At 34.4% G+C, this 18,293-nt stretch carries 15 protein-coding genes; 3 read left to right on the top strand and 12 right to left on the bottom strand.

Going from position 1 to position 18,293, the window contains the following annotated elements:
• Nucleotides 1-280: 280 nt before the first annotated feature.
• Complete coding sequence (locus tag CHB81_RS19500; RefSeq protein WP_089353516.1) at nucleotides 281-874, bottom strand: Crp/Fnr family transcriptional regulator; 594 nt, start codon at nucleotides 872-874, stop codon at nucleotides 281-283.
• 462 nt (nucleotides 875-1,336) lie between these two features.
• Here CHB81_RS19500 and CHB81_RS19495 point away from each other — a divergent pair, with 462 nt between their 5' ends.
• Nucleotides 1,337-2,623 (top strand): NAD(P)/FAD-dependent oxidoreductase, encoded by a 1,287-nt coding sequence (locus tag CHB81_RS19495; RefSeq protein WP_089353515.1) that lies wholly within the window; start codon nucleotides 1,337-1,339, stop codon nucleotides 2,621-2,623.
• A gap of 169 nt (nucleotides 2,624-2,792) precedes the next feature.
• Here CHB81_RS19495 and CHB81_RS19490 read toward each other — a convergent pair whose 3' ends face one another.
• From CHB81_RS19490 to CHB81_RS19470, 5 genes are all read right to left on the bottom strand, one after another.
• On the bottom strand, nucleotides 2,793-3,599 hold the full coding sequence (locus tag CHB81_RS19490; RefSeq protein WP_089353514.1) for an alpha/beta fold hydrolase: 807 nt from the start codon (nucleotides 3,597-3,599) through the stop codon (nucleotides 2,793-2,795).
• 75 nt (nucleotides 3,600-3,674) lie between these two features.
• Nucleotides 3,675-4,256, bottom strand: coding sequence for a nuclear transport factor 2 family protein (locus tag CHB81_RS19485; protein ID WP_199232492.1), 582 nt, complete (start codon nucleotides 4,254-4,256; stop codon nucleotides 3,675-3,677).
• Nucleotides 4,256-4,915 (bottom strand): NADPH-dependent F420 reductase, encoded by a 660-nt coding sequence (locus tag CHB81_RS19480; protein ID WP_089353513.1) that lies wholly within the window; start codon nucleotides 4,913-4,915, stop codon nucleotides 4,256-4,258. The genes CHB81_RS19485 and CHB81_RS19480 overlap by 1 nt, the downstream gene beginning before the upstream one ends.
• A 446-nt stretch (nucleotides 4,916-5,361) precedes the next feature.
• On the bottom strand, nucleotides 5,362-6,120 hold the full coding sequence (locus CHB81_RS19475; protein WP_089353512.1) for an SDR family NAD(P)-dependent oxidoreductase: 759 nt from the start codon (nucleotides 6,118-6,120) through the stop codon (nucleotides 5,362-5,364).
• Nucleotides 6,121-6,553: 433 nt separating this feature from the next.
• Nucleotides 6,554-7,138, bottom strand: coding sequence for a Crp/Fnr family transcriptional regulator (locus CHB81_RS19470; RefSeq protein WP_089353511.1), 585 nt, complete (start codon nucleotides 7,136-7,138; stop codon nucleotides 6,554-6,556).
• Between the two features lie 213 nt (nucleotides 7,139-7,351).
• Here CHB81_RS19470 and CHB81_RS19465 point away from each other — a divergent pair, with 213 nt between their 5' ends.
• Nucleotides 7,352-7,825 (top strand): hypothetical protein, encoded by a 474-nt coding sequence (locus CHB81_RS19465; protein WP_089353510.1) that lies wholly within the window; start codon nucleotides 7,352-7,354, stop codon nucleotides 7,823-7,825.
• A 66-nt stretch (nucleotides 7,826-7,891) separates the two neighbouring features.
• Here CHB81_RS19465 and CHB81_RS19460 read toward each other — a convergent pair whose 3' ends face one another.
• The 4 genes from CHB81_RS19460 to CHB81_RS19445 form a co-directional block, all read right to left on the bottom strand.
• Nucleotides 7,892-10,342, bottom strand: coding sequence for a glycoside hydrolase family 3 N-terminal domain-containing protein (locus CHB81_RS19460; RefSeq protein WP_089353509.1), 2,451 nt, complete (start codon nucleotides 10,340-10,342; stop codon nucleotides 7,892-7,894).
• A gap of 29 nt (nucleotides 10,343-10,371) precedes the next feature.
• Nucleotides 10,372-11,259 (bottom strand): alpha/beta hydrolase, encoded by an 888-nt coding sequence (locus tag CHB81_RS19455; RefSeq protein WP_089353508.1) that lies wholly within the window; start codon nucleotides 11,257-11,259, stop codon nucleotides 10,372-10,374.
• An 80-nt stretch (nucleotides 11,260-11,339) separates the two neighbouring features.
• Entirely contained in the window at nucleotides 11,340-13,652 is a 2,313-nt protein-coding gene (locus tag CHB81_RS19450) for a glycoside hydrolase family 3 N-terminal domain-containing protein (protein WP_089353507.1), read from the bottom strand.
• An 11-nt stretch (nucleotides 13,653-13,663) separates the two neighbouring features.
• Nucleotides 13,664-15,916: a TonB-dependent receptor gene (locus CHB81_RS19445; RefSeq protein ID WP_089353506.1), complete on the bottom strand. Its 2,253-nt coding sequence runs from the start codon at nucleotides 15,914-15,916 to the stop codon at nucleotides 13,664-13,666.
• A 389-nt stretch (nucleotides 15,917-16,305) separates the two neighbouring features.
• On the opposite strand from CHB81_RS19445, the gene CHB81_RS19440 reads away from it, so the two are divergent.
• Entirely contained in the window at nucleotides 16,306-17,052 is a 747-nt protein-coding gene (locus tag CHB81_RS19440) for an NUDIX domain-containing protein (protein ID WP_089353505.1), read from the top strand.
• A 417-nt stretch (nucleotides 17,053-17,469) separates the two neighbouring features.
• Here CHB81_RS19440 and CHB81_RS19435 read toward each other — a convergent pair whose 3' ends face one another.
• Together CHB81_RS19435 and CHB81_RS19430 are read right to left on the bottom strand one after the other, a co-directional pair.
• Entirely contained in the window at nucleotides 17,470-17,928 is a 459-nt protein-coding gene (locus tag CHB81_RS19435) for an RNA methyltransferase (protein WP_089353504.1), read from the bottom strand.
• A gap of 78 nt (nucleotides 17,929-18,006) precedes the next feature.
• The coding region (locus tag CHB81_RS19430; protein WP_141130429.1) for an IS3 family transposase at nucleotides 18,007-18,293 on the bottom strand (287 nt) is incomplete at its 5' end.

Below are 18,293 nucleotides of genomic sequence, written 5' to 3'. Positions count from 1 at the left end.
TAAGTATTGCATCTTTAATCAATAATATCTCTATATTCAAATTACTTTACCCACATAAAAACATCGCATTTAAGTTTAATCTCAAAAACGTATAATCAAGAGCTCTTCAAATTTATAGAATACTCTTTGTCCTGAAGTAACCTTAATAAATACTTTATATTGATAAAATAATAATCAGATTATTAAAAATTTTATAATGACAAAGTTCTGCAACCGGGCTCTCACAAGCCTATGATTCAAATCAAGAAATTAAATTGATCTAGATTAAGATTTTGTCTCTTTACTTTATTGTTTTTTTTCTCAATCTACTTAAAAACTCAGGAGTTACACCAAGATAACCGGCAATTTGAACCTGTGAAATACGGTTAAGAAGATAGGGATAAGTAGTAGCGAAATGAATGTAGCGCTCTTCTGCAGTCGAGCTTATATTGAGCAATAGTCGTTTTTGAATACCTATATAAGCATTCTCTGTAAGTACCCTGAAAATCTGATTGAATCGAGGTGCCTTTTCATAGAGGTCAATAAGGTTTTGATAGGTAATTTGTAATATCTGGGTGTCCTCCAGAGCATCAATATTAAGATTTGAAGCAATATTTTTATGAAAACTATGCAAATCATTGACCCACCACTGCTCTATAGCAAACTGCAAAATGTGAATATTTCCCCTAGTATCGATCTGGTACATTCGCAAACATCCCTGCAATACAAAGTTAAAATGCTGGCAATTGTTCCCTTCCTGTAATACATACTGATGTTTACGATAACGACGTAATTGAAAGGACGAAACTACAAGTTCTTTCTCTTCAGCAGTAAGTGCAAAAAAAGTATTAAAATAATTAATAAGTGTATCTGTAGCGGCAGTATTATCTTCCAAAGTTCATTTTATTAAAAGATGGTCTATACAAGTGTATTACGGCAATTTTATAATAACTATAAAAAGGATCAATTCAGAATCTCTCTTCTAAAGCATAACATAGTATTAAACAAATTTGAAGATAAAATATGAAATTGACACTTAAACTTGTTTAAGAAAAATACTTAAACAAGTTTAAGACCAACTAATTATATAAGAAACATTTCTACCTGTAAAGAACTAATATACCGTTACAACATCAATGATAAATATCTTTTAATACTAAAAAAAACAATACTAATACAACCTATTAAGAACCTCAAAAATATTTCAAAAGTTAATCTAGATCAATTTTAATTATTGATCCTGTTCATTTTTAGACAGATTCTTTAATCCGAAATTTGTACTTGTAAATTGAATCAGAACCAAAAAAATGAGGCAGTGCAAATACTGTAATGCCAATTCTTCAATAATACTATTTTTATGAAAACAAAAAACATTATCATTATCGGTGGCGGTTTTGCCGGTATCAATACCGCAAAAGCTCTTTTAAAAGAAAATAAAAGTTTGCACATTACTTTAGTAGACCGAAATAACTATAACTTCTTCCCCCCATTGTTATACCAAGTGGCTACAGGATTTTTAGATGTTTCAAATATAAGTTATCCTTATAGAAAATATTTTAGAGGTTATTCCAATTTCACTTTTCATATGGGAGAACTACTTGAAATAAAGACCGATATAAATACTGTGGTGCTCACAACCGGAGAACTTGTCTATGATAAACTAATTATTGCTACAGGAACAAAAAGCAATTTTTTTGGCAATGAGAATATAACGAAAAACGCATTGCCTATGAAGACCATAGCTGATGCAATATATCTTAAAAATACGTTACTTGAACGATTTGAACTTGCCACAAGAACTGAAGATCCCTTGGAGCGCAAAAAACTTACTACAGTAGTAATTGCCGGAGGTGGCCCAACTGGTGTAGAAATCGCGGGTATGCTCGGAGGACTGCGACAAAATATTTTTGCAAAAGACTATCCCGAACTCAAAGAACTTCCATTTGACATTTATATTTTAGATGGCCTACCTACTTTACTGGCCCCAATGAGTAAATCATCTCAGCAGTATACCTACAATTCACTCGCTAAAATGGGGATACAAATAAAACTCAACCAGCTAGTAAAAGATTTTAGCAATGATACTGTCTTCTTAGCAGATGACAGTACTATCGAAACAAAAAATCTTATTTGGACAGCTGGTGTTACAGCAAGTGTATTCAAAGGCCTTACCAGTGAACATTACGGAAGAGGACAACGATTGCTTGTTGATTCCTATAATAAAGTAATTGGTACTGCTAATATTTATGCCATCGGAGACACTTCTTATCAAGCAACTGATCCTGCATTTCCTAACGGTCATCCACAACTTGCACAGGTAGCCATTCAGCAGGGAAAACTTTTAGCAAGCAATATTATTGCTGAACTTAAAAGAGAAGAGCAAAAACCTTTTCATTATAATGATAAAGGATCAATGGCAATTATAGGACGAAATAAGGCTGTGGCTGACTTGCCAAATCCAAATTTACATTTTAAGGGGATAACTGCCTGGCTAATGTGGCTATTTGTACACTTGTTATCACTTATTAATTTCCGAAATAAAACAAAAACCTTCTTTAGTTGGATCAGTGCATATATATCCAAAGATCAATACCTTAGAATGATTATTCGTCCAGCTGAAGACCACGATAAAAAAAACACATAACTGATTGTACTTACTTTTAATAAAAAAATGGCCCGCACTTTTTATCCAACTGCTTAAAAATCAATGTATAACTCGCATTGTTGCAAGAAAGAATGAAGGCCATTTAAAAAATCATTTTATTGTAATTTATTATTTTGCTTTAAAAATATATGTTTTTCCTTTTTCCGTATTAAAATTTTTCAGATAAGCACCTAATTACCAAATCCTTGAGTAAAGACGGCTTTTCAGAAAAAGCCATATGATGTTGTCCGACTATGGGATAAACCGTAAGCCCTTTTATAATAGATACCACACCTGCCGATGCGATTCTTAATGACGCCCATGATTGATCACCTAGTAACAGCCAAGTTTTTGCTTTTATTTTTTCCGCATCTATGACAGTCGGCTTCAAGTTATCCAATGCCTCAGCTTCCCTTACAAAAATCGGCGTATATTTAGTAAAGGAAGACCAATAGGGACTACTTCGAAACGTTTCTACTCCAGCTGCTGGCAGGCCAACTAATTTGGTTTGAGCAAGAAATGTAGCAGCATCTAAATCACCTCTATTCACTAAAGCTTTTAGTTCTTGTAAATAACCACCACTTACTTCACGCAAAATAGAATTCATCGGTTCATACATTATCACCTTTCCTCTGAAGCCATCACGAATCATATAGGCTAAAACGACCCCACCTCCAAAACTATGCCCTAATATGGAAGTACCTACTCCTGCTAAAACTACCATGGCCGCTAAATCATCTACTTCTTTATCATGAGAATATTTTGCTGTATCCATACTTTGACCTCTGCCTCTTCTGTCGTAAACATATACGGTATGTGTTGTTGCAAGTTCATTTGCAAAAGCAAACCAATCTTCTTGTACAGTATAAGAACCATGACAAATTACAATTGAGGGTCCCTCGCCAAATTTAGTATAACCTATTTCGGTACCGTCTTTTGATATCAGTTTTCTTGTAATCCCTTTTTCATTGTTCATTTTTTATTTTTTTTTATCTTATTACAATTTTTGCCTTCTGTGTCTGTGAAAAATATTCATTTCTAGTGAATTTAATTATGATTTAAATTCTTTGCCTTTTGGATCACTGTGAAATGTACCCGCAGGAGTAATTCTGAAAGTACCAGCTGTAGCGAATGTATCTTCCATGAACATAAAATGATAAATCTTTCCATCTTTAACTTTGGCAAGTATTGAGAAAGGTGACGTTACTTTCTTGTTAAGAGTTCTTGATGTATAAGTAAAAGTTCCAAAAACAGCTACCTTTTCACCTTCAGAGAATATGTCTTGCACTGCGAAATCTTGAATAGTCCAAAATTCATTTACACCTGCAAAAGTGTCAATAAAAGCTTTTGCCCCTTCGTGATGTGTTCCTGTCCAAGGAAGAACTTTTTGTAATTCCGGGTTATTGAAATTTAATGAAATGTATGTAGCGTTCGGATCAACTACTGATTTTATAACATCCGGATTGGTTGTATTAGCTAAAAAAAGTTCTACTGTTTCTTTTGGAGTTTTCATATTTTCATTCTGTTTAAGTTCATTTTGTTTAATTGTTCCAACGGTTGAAGTTTGTGAGAAGGATTGATTTCCTAAGCCTACCGTAAAGCTTAGAATCATTAAAAATTTAATTGTTTTCATTAGATGTTATTAATTATATTTTTTGCTTCAGCAAGAGTAACCGTTTTTCCTAAAGCTCCAAACTGATGAAGATCACCAAAAACTTCTAAACGGATTGATTGATTAAGACCTCCAATCCTTAATGGTTCAAAACCATTATCACGAATTAGTTCTTCAATTTTATTATTAATACTACTATCATCAGTAGCATAAAACTCCACTGCTTTTTCAGGTGTCTGAAAAGAAGCACTTGCAAGGGATTCTGCTCCTAATGTTCCTAATGCTTTCGCCAATTTTGCCTCATAAGGTAATAATGTAGAGAGTATTTGTCCTGCTGATTCGTCTACACCAATTATTTTTTTGAAACCACCATTTTCATCAGGAGCAATTGGATTGGAAGGATCTACAATAATTTTACCTTGTAATTCTGTTGCATAAGTTTTAAAAAACTCTTTGATTGGATCAAAATAAATAGCTAATACAACAATGTCTGCTTGTTTAATTGCATCAGCAATAGTTGCTGGCTGCACTAGACTGCCTAATCTCTGAGAAAGCTGGTTCGCTTTTTCAATTGTTCTATCAGCAACAATAACTGAACGTTTTCCTTTTGTCAGATTTGTGACAATTGCAGCTCCGATGTTTCCCAGGCCGATAACTGCAACTTGTGATTTTCGTGTCATAACTATTTCTATTTAATGTTAACTATAATTTGTAGAAACAAATATCCGACCATGGATAGCCATATTCCAATGACTTAGTTTAAGAAATAGTCTTGATCTAGATTAAGTATTTCGAAGAACATTGTTCCGCTAGTTTCACTATTTGCTTAAATCGGGGGTACACCAAAGAAAGCAGCTAATTGTACTTGAGATATGCACTTAATAAGCTGAAGATACGACAATCAAGAATTTTGTACTTGTTACTCGGTGAATCATCTGTACTATAACCAATCTGCTGTTAAGTAACTCCCTTATTTCCTAATAATTTAAAAACTTGAAACTGGTACCTGAATCTCTTAAGGTCAAACAAAGCAAAAAGCTGAGCACATTAATGCGTTCAGCTTTCTTATTTCAAATTATCTTCCTCCTGGAGATAATATCATATTGACTTCATTTTTGGTATGACTTTAAAAACCATACATACCGCCCGAAACGGAAATTTGCTCTCCCGTGATCCAGGCCGCGTCATTGGAAGCCAGAAATACTGCCGCTTTGGCAATATCTGCGGGTTGTCCTCTACGGCCAAGCGGTGTTTTTTCGACAAACATCTTTTCATACTCACTGCCCACGGTAACACCCGCGCTTACTGCCCCCTCCGTTTCGGTAGCACCCGGCAAAATAGAATTGATACGAACGTTTTTAACACCCAACTCCTTAGATAAAGCAATTGTGAAGGCGTCCAGTGCAGCTTTAGTTGAAGAGTATAAAGAGGCATTTTGCAACGGATACTTACTTGCACCCGAACTGATATTAATGATGTTTCCTCCTTTATCTCCAAAAAGTTTCAGAGCTGCCTGGATAGTTAGGATTGGCCCCAGCACATTAACGTTAAAACTTTGGTGGAAGTCTACTACCGAAATGAGTTCAATTGGTGCATATCCCTGAGATACCGCATTATTTACCAAAATATCGAGCGTGCCAAAAGACTTCTCGGTTTCTTTAAACAATCTGGTTACATCAGCTTCTTTCGATACATCTGCCTGTACCGCAATGGCTATACCACCATTATCGATTATCTCTTTAACTACTTTATCTGCCCCTTCTTTACTGGAAGCATAATTTACAACAACCTTTGCGCCTGCTGCTGCAAAGTGTTTAGCGATGGCTGCACCTATTCCTTTGGAAGCGCCAGTAACTACCGCTACCTTGTTTTCTAATTTTCTCATGATTTTTATTAATTATATTGAAGCCCTTCATGTTTTTTCCCTTCTGAAGCACATTCAAAGTTGCGACATCATAACGAACTACATCTTGACATGGATCACTAATTACACATGATAAATGTCAATTCAAATTGGTGAAGTAAATCAAATAAATACATTAACTAATTACAAGACAGCAACCTATAAAAAAAAATATAAATAAAAATGCAGGCCTCCAGAGGATCACAAGGGCATAAATTTCAACGTTCAGTAGTTTTCGATACAAAAAGGTGCAAAGTTGGCGTAACCGAATTGGGGTACCTGGCGGAAGTAATCTACAAATTACCTTGTAATCCAGACATTGATCAATAGAATATTTATATTCAGGGAAAGAAGATTCCTGGGCTATTAAATTTAACGGGCGTAGTGATAGCGAAGTATGAAATAGCTGAAAGATTTATTTTGAAGCGTTTTTCTTTATCCTGCTCAAGGTTTCAGATGATAATCCCAAATAAGAAGCAATCATATTTTGCGGAAACCGCTGTAGAAAATAAGGATAACTTTTAACCAATTCTTCATAGCGCTCTTCAGCTGAATAGTTAATAGCCTGCATTCTTTTCTGAGCTGCAATGGTGTTGTTTTGACTGATTACGTTCGACATCGCTAAAAAGGCAGGGATATGCTTAAGAAAATCCTCAATTTCCACGTTGGTTGATTGAAGGATTTCCAATTCCTCCAGCGCTTCAATATTGAATCGGCTCGGCGTTAATAGGTAGAAGCTTTCAAAATCTGTCAGCCACCAATTTTCCATAGACAATTTTAATATATGTTCACGTCCTTTTTCATCTACTGTAAAGGTCCTGGCGGATCCTTTCACAATAAACCCGATATATTTGCATACGTCTCCTTCCTGTAAAAAGTATTGCCGTCTTCGAAGTTTTCTGGGTTTGAAATGTGTTGTCAATAAATGCTTATCATCTTCTGATAACAGTTTGCCTGATATTTCTTGAATGTAATCGAAAAATGCTTCAAAATTGGACATTATAAAAGTAATTTAATGGGTTGCAATTTACTTAATTTAAAACACATCTCAATTATATAGATAACATATCTTATAGGATTGATCTTAGGTTCAATTTCTCTTTTTTATGTAGATATTGGGGTTTACATTCCATCAGCCTATTATAAAAGATTAAAACTTTAGGCACGTTTTTTGTTTTATCCAAATACATTAAATGAATTAAAAAGTAAAATCATGAAAACTACAAAATATTTTTTGATAGGAATCTTGTTCCTTTCTTTTAGTTACTCTCAAGCTCAGGTATCTGTAAATGTTAATATTGGCACTCCACCCTCATGGGGGCCTGTAGGTTATAATGATGCTCGTTATTACTATTTACCGGATCTTGAAACCTATTATGATGTTAGTGCATCATATTATATTTATTTGAATAACGGAAGATGGGTCAGAACAAGATCATTACCTTCTAGATATAGAAACTATGATCTATATAATGAGTACAAAGTAGTACTGACTGATTATAGAGGAGATCGACCTTATGATAATTATAAAGTTCATAAAGTAAAATATGGTAAAGGTTACAAAGGAAAACCTCAGAAAACTTATGGACAAAAACCAGGTAGAGGAAATAACAAAGAAGGGAAAGATAATGGTAATCATGGCCATGGAAATGGTCATGGTCATGGAAACGGAAACGGAAAACATTAAATAAAAAAAGCCTTCAAAAAATATATATTTTGAAGGCTTTTTTACTAACATTCATTAACTAAATTCTTAAGGTTTTAGCTCTGTAAACTTTGAATCTAATTCAAAAGATTTCTTTACTTTTTCAACCGTAATTTCATTTAGCACGGAAAATTCAGCAGTCTTTTTAATATTTAAAGAGGAAGACCCAATCAAAACTTTATAGGCTCCTGTTTCAGCAATCCACGCACTTTTGCTCTCTAAGAATGAAGCCAAATCTTTTGGAGATAAATTCAATTGTATAGTTTGACTTTCACCTGGTTTCAATTCTTTAGTTTTTTCAAAAGCTTTTAATTCTTCTTTTGGTTTATCAATAGATTTTGATGGAGCTGAAAGATATAATTGAACAACTTCTTTTCCTGCAGTTTTTCCTGTATTTTTCACTGTTACTGAAACTGTCATTTTATCATTGAAAGTTGGAGAACTTAATTTTACATCAGAATAATCAAATGTAGTATACGAAATTCCAAAACCAAATTCGTAAGAGGGTTTAATGTTGAAGGTATTAAAATAACGGTATCCAACATAAACACCTTCTTCATAGGTAACTTCTTTTGGATTATCAACAGGAATTCCCGGAAAGTTTTTTGCCGAAGATGTATCCGAATATTTCATCGGAAAAGTCATGGTTAGTTTTCCTGATGGATTTATTTTTCCTGAAACTACATCAGCAACAGAATGTCCACCTTCCTGACCAGGTTGCCACGCTAGTAAAATAGCATCCACTTTATCTTTCCATGATGCTGTTTCGATTACACCACCAATATTTAAAATAGCTACGACTTTTTTCCCTTTTGCATGAAAAGCTTTCGAAATTTTATCCAGCATTTCAATTTCTTCATTTGCCATGTTAAAATCATTATCTACAACTCTATCCCCGCCTTCTCCGGAATTTCTTCCTAAAGTCACAAAAGCAATTTCAGAACTTGCTGCTTTTCTGGCAATAAAAGCATCATCCATTTTCATTTCTGATAGCCTTTGAGGTAAAGCTAAAATTCCTTTAGCTTTTCTATTTTCTTTTTCAGCAGCAACCTCTTTTTCAGCATAAGGTTTATAAAGATCAACCAATTCTTTGTCTAATTTATAACCAGAGGCTGTCAGACCTTCCAAAAGAGAAACTGTATGTTTATTATTCACACTTCCACTTCCTGTTCCACCAGTAATCCAAGCGTAAGAAGTAACACCAAATAACGAAACTTCTTTCTGTTTGTTAGCAAAAGGCAATGCATTATTTTCATTTCTAAGCAAAACCATTCCTTCTGCCGCAGCATTTCTTGTTACTTCAGCGTTTTTAGTTAAGTTGGGTTTATCGCTGTATTTATATTTTGCAAAAGTTGGTGTACGGAAAATATATTCTAAAATTCTTTTTGCATTTGTATTGGCAACTTCCTGAGATAATTTACCTGAATTTAAAGCTTCTAATAATGCTTTTTTCTGAACTGGAATTCCTGGCATTAAAAGGTCGTTTCCGGCAATCATTTGCTGTACAACATCAGAATTTGAGCCTTTTGAAATTGTTTCAAAACCTGGAAAACCTCCAAACCAGTCGGTCATTACAATTCCCTTAAAACCCCATTCGTTTCTCAAAACTTCAGTCAGTAAATCTTTTCTGGCTGAAGTATATTCGCCATTGAGTTTATTATAGGAAGACATTATGGTCCAAGGCTGTGATTCTTTAACCGTAATTTCAAAACCTTTCAAATAGATTTCTCTAATAGCTCTTTCTGAAACGTGAGCATTGATCGTCAAACGATTGGTTTCTTCATTATTCACTGCAAAGTGCTTGATTGAAGTTCCTACTCCCTGAGACTGAATTCCGTTGACAATCGCTGCTGCTGTTTTTCCAGAAATCAATGGATCTTCAGAATAATATTCGAAGTTTCTTCCGTTTAAAGGATTTCTGTGGATGTTTAAAGCCGGCGCTAATAAAACGTCAACACCATATTCTTTTACCTCATTTCCCATTGCTTTTCCAACTTCTTCCAAAAGCGTTTTATTCCACGTTGAAGCCAAAGCGGTTCCAACCGGAAATGCCGTTGCATAATACGTTTTAGTATCGTTATCTCTCGTTGGCGCAATTCTCAAACCAGCGGGACCATCGGCTACAACAGTTGCAGGAATTCCGAAACGCTCAAAGGCAGCAGTTCCTCCAGCAGCTCCGGGAACTAAACCTTGTTTAGAATCTCCAACCGGACCAGTCAAAACTTCGATTCCTGGCATTCCGGTTCCTATAAGCAGTTCTACCTTTTCTGCATTGGTCATTTCTTTGATGATGGCATCAATTCTTTGATCTGTTGAAAGACGTGTATCTTCCCAAAGATCTAATTTCCCATTCCTGTTTAAATCAAAAAATTTAAACCCTTTAACAGTTAAAAGCGGTGGATTAGTTTCATCATTTGGAATTGTATTCCAAGATAAATTCGAAAGTACTAAAGCGGTCAAAAGTGATACTCTCGCAGTTTTTATAATTTTTTGTTTCATAATATAGATAGTTTAAAAAGTCTTGGTTTTTAGTTTAGAAATCCTTGTAGTGTCAGCCATTCTTCAAAGCGGATTTCCCATGAATCAACGGGTAAATTTTGTTTTCCTGTTCCAAAACCATGTCCACCTTTTGAGTACATATGCAATTCGACACTTTGTCCGGCTTCAAGCCATTTAGTATACATTTGAATACTTCTTGGAGCCAATTTTAACTGGTCATCGCTTGCAGCGCACACAAACATTGGAATCTTTTTTTCTGGTGTTGCTAGCTTCAAAAGATCTTCTCTTGGACCTCCATAAATATTGGCTACAAAATCCGGTAGCTGGTCTGCTTTATTATCCAAAACTGTTTCCATTGCCACGGTACTTCCTGCAGAAAATCCAATTATACCCACTTTTTTAGTATCGATTCCGTATTTTGAAGCATTGTCACGAACATATTTAAGAGCTTTTTTACCATCTTGTGCAGCAAGTTTTATAGTAGCTAAAGAGTTTTTTTCAAATGCAGCTCTGTCTTTCAATTTATCCATCATTTCTCTTGCTGGATCATTGCTCTCCGTTTTATTCAAACGGTATTTTAAAACAAAAGCTGTGATTCCTTTTTGACTTAAAATTTCTGCCAGTTCTTTTCCTTCTCTATTAATTGACAAACTTTGAAAGCCTCCGCCTGGAGCGATAACAATTGCAGTTCCTGTATTTTTTACTCCTTTTGGAACTTGGAAAACTAACAATGATGGATCTGTCACATTGTAAACTACTTCTGTCTTAAAAAGATCTGAGTACATTTGAGCTTCTTTTTGTGTCCAGTTCTCAGATCCCGGTGCTTTTCCAGTGTATAGTTTTATCGTTTCCTGGGCTTTTAAGGTACTGCTAAATATCATAAAGCAGGCAAATAATAAGGTCAGTTTATTTTTCATCTGTTTGTGGTTTATTGTTGAATGTAATGGCAACGCAAGTAAAAAAGCTTTGCGCTTTATTGTCTTTGTGAAATTAAAAACTACTGCTTCTTGTATGTTTCAGTTCTCGCATCTTTTATAACACCTTTCCAGTTTAATCCGTAAGCGAAATCATAAACATTTCCTTCGCTGTCTTTATGTGGAATCATATCGTAAGGAACATCTTCAAATTGTTTTTCGACAGTTTCCATATTGGCTGGCATCTGAACAGGTAGTAATCCTGAAGGTTCTGTTTTTCCTGAGATAATATCTAAAACAGCTTGCGAAGAAACTCCAAAATTCAAAACAATACCATCAACCTGTTTTTCAAATTCATTAAAAATCATTGGTTTTGAAGCTGTAACCGAAACAATAACCGGTTTTCCGTTCATCATGTCTTTCGTATCGAGAATTGTTCTCAAATCCATTGTATTGGCTACAGTAACTGTTTTATTTTTGTACGTTCTGTCTTTAATTGTCGGGTCAATAACCTGATCTCCAGCAGCGATACTTTTTGCTCTGGCTTCAGTTGCTGTATAAGTTCCGTATTGAAGTGAAATTGGCACATAACCGTTGCTTCCGTTTTGTCTGTCTTTCAAATCATAACCGCCCTCTAAACTTTGTGGACTTGTTACAAAAACAATCGCAAAATCAGCTTTTGACGGATCTTCGGTTACATTATAATATTTTTTTACCAATTCTAAATTCACTGGATAATCTAATTTTGGCTGACTCGCAACTCCCCACCAATCTTTGGTTGAAGCGGTGTAAATCTTCGGAATAAAAACGGTTTTCTTTTCCTTCAAAGGCAAAACTGATGCTTTATTTTTCAGCAATACAACCGATTTTAACTGCGCATCATAACCTGCTTTCATAAACTCAGGATTTCCAACAATTGCTTTTGTTTCGGCAATATTCAAATACGGATTTTCGAAAAGTCCGACTCTAAAAATATTTTTTAATAATCGAACCGCCGATCTTTCAAAACGTGCTCTCATAAAGGGCTCACCAAATTCTTTGATTCCCATTTGATACGCTTCTAGAACTGGCTTTTTATCATTATTACCACCAAACTGATCTACTCCGGCAACTATGGCTTTGTAATGTCTTTCTACAATCGAAAGATTCTCCACTCCCCACGGTTTTCCTGCAAATAAATTAGGTGTTTTTCCTTCGTCTCCAGTAACAAGCCAATCTGTACAAACTACGCCATCATAACCGTATTTATCTCTTAGTAAATCAGTAATAATGTATTTGCTATAACCATTAGCAACGTTTTCATTGTATTTTTTATCCTGATCAAAAGTGATCGTGTAATATGGCATTACAGCCGAAGCTTTGCTTGTTTTTCCTTTTAATTTGAAAGCACCATTTACAAAAGGATCAATATGTTGCTGCAAATTATTTCCTGGATATACAGCAAATTTTCCGTACGCCCAGTGTCCGTCACGTCCACCTTCTTCAGCTCCACCACTTGGCCAGTGTTTTACCATAGCATTTACACTTTTGTAACCCCAGCCGTCTTTGATTTCATCTTTTCCGTAAGAAGTTTGAAATCCGTCGATGTAAGCTCTTCCCATATCACGAGTTAAAGCCGGGCTTTCTCCGAAAGTCATTGAAATTCTATACCATCTTGGTTCAGATCCCAAATCGATTTGTGGCGATAAAGCCGTTGCAATTCCCAGCGCACGATATTCTTTGGCAGCAATTTGTCCAAACTGTTCTACAATTTTTGGGTCAAAGGTTGATGCCATTCCTAAACCATCAGGCCACATCGAAATTTCTCCTCCTGCTCCACCGTTAAATTCTGATGTTACATTGGCTGTATGTCGCGGATCTGTACTTGTATTACTCGGAATTCCGAGTCCAATTCCTTCTACAAAAGCCTGCATTTGGTTGTTCCATAAAGCGGCAACTTCCGGACTTTGTATTTTTGTAATTAATACATGACGAAGATTATCTTCTTTCAAAAATGCTTTTTGCTGATCTGTTAAATCATAAGCTTTGGCATTACTTTCCGGGAATATTTTTCCGTTGTAAGTTCCTGCATTATAACCTGCAACACCAGCCGGTAAAGCCTGATGACGACTGTATAACATTAATCCCGCAATTTGTTCTACTGTCATTTGCGAGGCTAGATCTTTGGCTCTTTCATCTGCCGAAAGGCGCCAATTTTCATACTTATCCAGCTTCCCGTTTTTGTTTAAATCTTTAAATTTCTTTCCATTAACGGTCAGGATTTTGATACCGGATTCGGGAGAATATCCCAAATCGGCACCTTTATTATTCTTAACTATGGTAAAATTTTCTTGTTGTGCTTGTACTGCAACACTTATCAAAAAAGCGAAACCGGCTGTTATGATTGTTTTTTTCATTATATGTAAAATTAAAATCTAAAATTTAGAGATGCTTCTAGAGTAAATGGTCGAATGTAAGAACCCACCAAAAGCTTGTCGTAATAAGCCGAAGCATCTGTAATTAACTCTGCTCCGTTGATTGTTCCTTTGGCACCAGTTTGGTTTAAGAAGTTTACTGCCGTTAAACCAATATCAAAATGGTCATTGATTTTATAGTTTACACCTCCAAAAGTTTCCCATCTTGGCGCAAAATACAAAGCATTTGTAAGGTTTGCATATTGTTTACTGAAATAACGGAAACTTGCCCAAACCTTGAAATCTTTGTAAGTATAACTTGGATCAATTTCCATCAATACTTTAGAAATTTCCAGAACGTTTTTATCGTTATAAGAATAATTATTTCCAAAAGCAGAGAAATCATAATTCTTATAAACAGGATCCTGAAAAGTAATCAGGTAATGAAGGTTAAACCCTTTAAAAGGAGTTGCCACAATGTCTGTAGTCCAGCCCAGAGTCTGGATATCATAAAAAACAGTTGCTACTTCTGATTGACTTGCATTTGCAGGGTTTACCAGGTTTAATCTAGCCTGATAATTATTTCTCGTTAAATAAGTTGCCTGCGAAACAAGGCTAAATTTTTCCTGATTGTAGTACAATCCAAATGCGGCTAAAGGACTTTTTGTTTTAGATAAATTAGGCACTGCAGCTCCTGAATAACTTTCTAACTGACCATTTTTTTCAGTATACGTGAAATCTGCCAAAACTCCGGCGCTTTTTGTTACTTTATAAACGGCATTTATAGAACCTCCTAAATGAAACCAGTTGTTATCGAAGTATGATTTCTGACTTGGATCAAATACGATATTTGGCGTTCTAGGCGTTTGATAATAATCTCCTTTTAGTTTGTGATATCTTAAATTAACACCATAAGCCAAAGTCAAACGATCAGAAACGGTCCAGTTATCAGAGAAATATCCTGATAATTTATTCTCGAAACCATTGTGGTATTCACCACCAACATTGTAATTGTAAAATCCGTCGGCATCTGTATTTGAAGTTCCACCCGGAGTATTACGAACCAATTTATCCGGATTTGCACTTACTGTTTGATTAAAGAACGAACGGCTCGAAGTAAACTCATCAACATTGTAGTAGTACTCTAACAATCCAAATCTCCATTTGTGTTTCTCTACATTCTTTTTAATTTCAAATCGAGACAATACGCTTGTTGTTGGCGTTCCGTCTGTATACATCGCCAACATTGAGTTTACGTTGCCTACATAAGGCTGACCTGTTGCGTCGTAAGTAAAATTATCTGCTGCAGTTCCCTGAAAAATACTAAGTGGAATTGCAATTAACTGCGAAGCTTTTGAAGTTCTAAAACGAGTTGAGAAAGTAAATTTCCAGTCGTTTGCCAAATCATAATTTCCTAAGAGATCAAAGGTGTGAGAAGTCGTTGCGGCATCGCTTCCGCCCATATCGGCAAATTTAGTTTCGCCGCTAAGAATGTCTTTAAATTTCAATGTTCCGTCATTTACGATATACGAATCACGTCCAATTTTAAAATCATTGTATTCTTCCACTTTTCCACCTTCTTTGTATCTAAAAACGGCATAATTGGTTAAAGAAGCTGAGTTTGCATATTTATACAAAAAGCTAATTTGACCTTTTCCGTTATTAAATTTCTTGGTTAATCCAGCTCTGTAAATTTGAGTTCGATCTGAATATTTGGCAAATTTTAGATCAAAAGAGTTCGGATCAAAATTAGCATAAGCGCCCATAGTGTAAGACCAACCTTTGCTTAGTGGACCAGAAACATTCAAATCGCCTTTCATCCATCCGAAACTTGATCCGGAGAAATTACCGTTGACTTCTAATTTGTCCGTTCCTAATCTTGTATAGGAGTTCACTGCAAAACCTAAATCGCCTGTAGTTATTGCTGCTTCTCCAATTTTTAATAAACCTGTGCGCCCTAAACTTTTGCTTTGTCTCCAGGTTCTGTTTGGCAACTCTGGCCAAAAATAATACACAACAGGTAAATCATTTTCCTGAATTGTAATTCCTCCAACTGTTGATGGTAAACCAATATTTACGTCACGCGGCCCTGTATTATTGGCCGCATTAAGCATGACATTCCTGTTTTTTTCTTCTTTAGTGTCTGTTTCTACAATTTTAGTTTTAGTCGAATCTACAGCTTTTTGTTGCTTTTTTTCCTCTTGAGAAAAACCTTCAAAAGTTGGATAAAGAGTCATACAAATTGCTGAAATCAATAATTTTTTCATGAGTGGTTAGTTAGTTAAGTCTGTATTAAAATTCATTGCTTCATTGTGAAGCAATATTAAATACTATTTCTCATATCAACAAATAATTCCATTAAAAAATTTCATAATCGTATTTATATCAGACAATAAATTCGATAAAATCAACAAATAGATTATATCCTTGTATATAAAAAATTGCACAAAAAAGTTGCTATCACGTTTGCGGAAAGTATTGAAATCAGTGAGAAAAATTATTTTACCTTAAATTTTGTAAGAGATAAAAATCAGATGTAAGAAAAGAAATAGAAGCCTATTTTTTTTATTTTGAATGAATACAAAAATGTCAGAAAAAATTTAATTAAGTTGACACATAAATATCAAAAGACTAAATTTGAGGATAATTATATCTAATGGAATTAAAAAAAATACTAGAGAAACGATCTGAAGAGTCATGGGAAAAATATATCCCAACACTTTCTATAGATTGTGCTATTTTTAGTTTTCACGAAACTTCTCTTAAAGTACTAACAATCAAAATGAAAGATCAAGACCTATGGGGTCTTCCAGGAGGATATGTACAAAAAGATGAAAATGTAGATGATGCAGCAATTCGTATCTTAAAAGACAGAACGGGTAATGAAAATATTTACCTACAACAATTTTATACTTTTGGAAACTTAAACCGTTCAGAAGATTTTTTTAAGGAATATCCAGATACTTTATGGAATAAACAGCGTTTTGTTTCTATAGGCTATTACGCCCTTGTAGATTACCCAAAAGTAAATTTAATTGTCGATGATTTTTCAACTGCCTGTCAGTGGCAACCTATTGATAATTTACAACCCTTTATGATGGATCACGGAGTAATTTTTGAAAAAGCGCTTCTTACGTTACGTGAACAATTAAATAATCATCCAATTGGCTATAACCTTTTACCGGAAAAATTTACAATGCCTGAACTTCAAAAATTATATGAAGCCATTTTAGGTAAAAAACTTAATCGAGGGAATTTTTATAGAAAATTTTTGCGTTACGACATCTTGACAAAACTAGATGAATCACGTAAAGGTGGTGCTCATAAAGCACCTGACTTATATAGCTTTGACTTAGAAAAATACAATAGTGCACTAAAAGAAGGCTTGAAGGGAAATTGGTAAATGAAAGCGGTGGCTCATAAAATATCATTAAAAAACATTGTCTTTTATTACTTAAATTTTATATTTTTGCAGTAACCACTGGTCTAATGTGTTCTTAGAAAAGATGTTATCACAAATTAACAAAAGTTGAACTTTAATTGAGATAATAGATAAAAAGTTTGTTTGTTTTTATTTTGTGATGTTTTGTTCGGATTAGTATCTTATTTGTACCTCAAAATCTGAAACCCCTGTAAACACTGGGCTGCTAATTTCTGTATTGGGAAATAGTGGAATGAGCAAACATTACAAAACGGTATTTTATTATAAAAATGCCAACATCTAAAAATTGTAAACTCTAAATAACAAATGCGGTGAAAAAATTATATAATCACCGCATTTTTTTTGAAGAATATTTACTGTAATAACTAAGATTTTACTTTAAGAACGTGGTTTAGACAAGTTTCTGTCGTACATAATAATAGTTCCTGCAACGGCCACATTTAAGCTCTTTTCTGATTTGAATTTTACTAAATGATGGCATTTATCCATTACTTTTTTGGATAAACCATGATCTTCTGCTCCTAATAAATAAACACAACGTCTTGGGTGTTCAAAGGTTTCCAAATCAACAGCTTTATCATCTAATTCAATACCAACTAATCTTGCTCCCTTTGGTAAGTTTTCAAAAAAAGCTTCAAAAGTATCATAATGGAAATAAGGAATCGCCTTTACTGCATCATGAGTATCACAAGCTTGTTTGGCATATCGATTACCTATGGTAAATATAAAAGTAGCGCCTAAGTTTTGAGCCGAGCGCCACAAGACACCCAAATTTTCAGGTGTTTTACCATTTTGTATTCCTATTCCAAAATATTCATTTATAAAGTTATCATTCATAGCGGCAAATTTACTAGTTATAAATAAAAAAGCCAATTCTCTTATAGACTGCACCCAAAAGTTTAGACAAATTTATAATTAAGTTTGATAATAATGAGCTCGATATTTTATCGGGCTCATTTTGTTTAAATTTGATTTAATTCTTTCGTTATTGTAATATATTATATACTTATTAATTTCTTTTTTTAATTGTTCTATTGATTTAAATTTTTGGGTATAAAACATTTCAGATTTTAATATTCCAAAGAAGTTTTCAATAATTGCATTATCTAGGCAGTTTCCTTTTCTTGACATGCTTTGTTTGATTCCTTTTTGTTTTAATAAAAGTTGGTAATGATTCATTTGGTATTGCCAGCCTTGGTCTG

Source organism: Flavobacterium sp. ov086 (genome assembly GCF_900187965.1).
GTDB lineage: Bacteria > Bacteroidota > Bacteroidia > Flavobacteriales > Flavobacteriaceae > Flavobacterium.
This window is presented reverse-complemented; position numbering and strand designations above follow the sequence as displayed.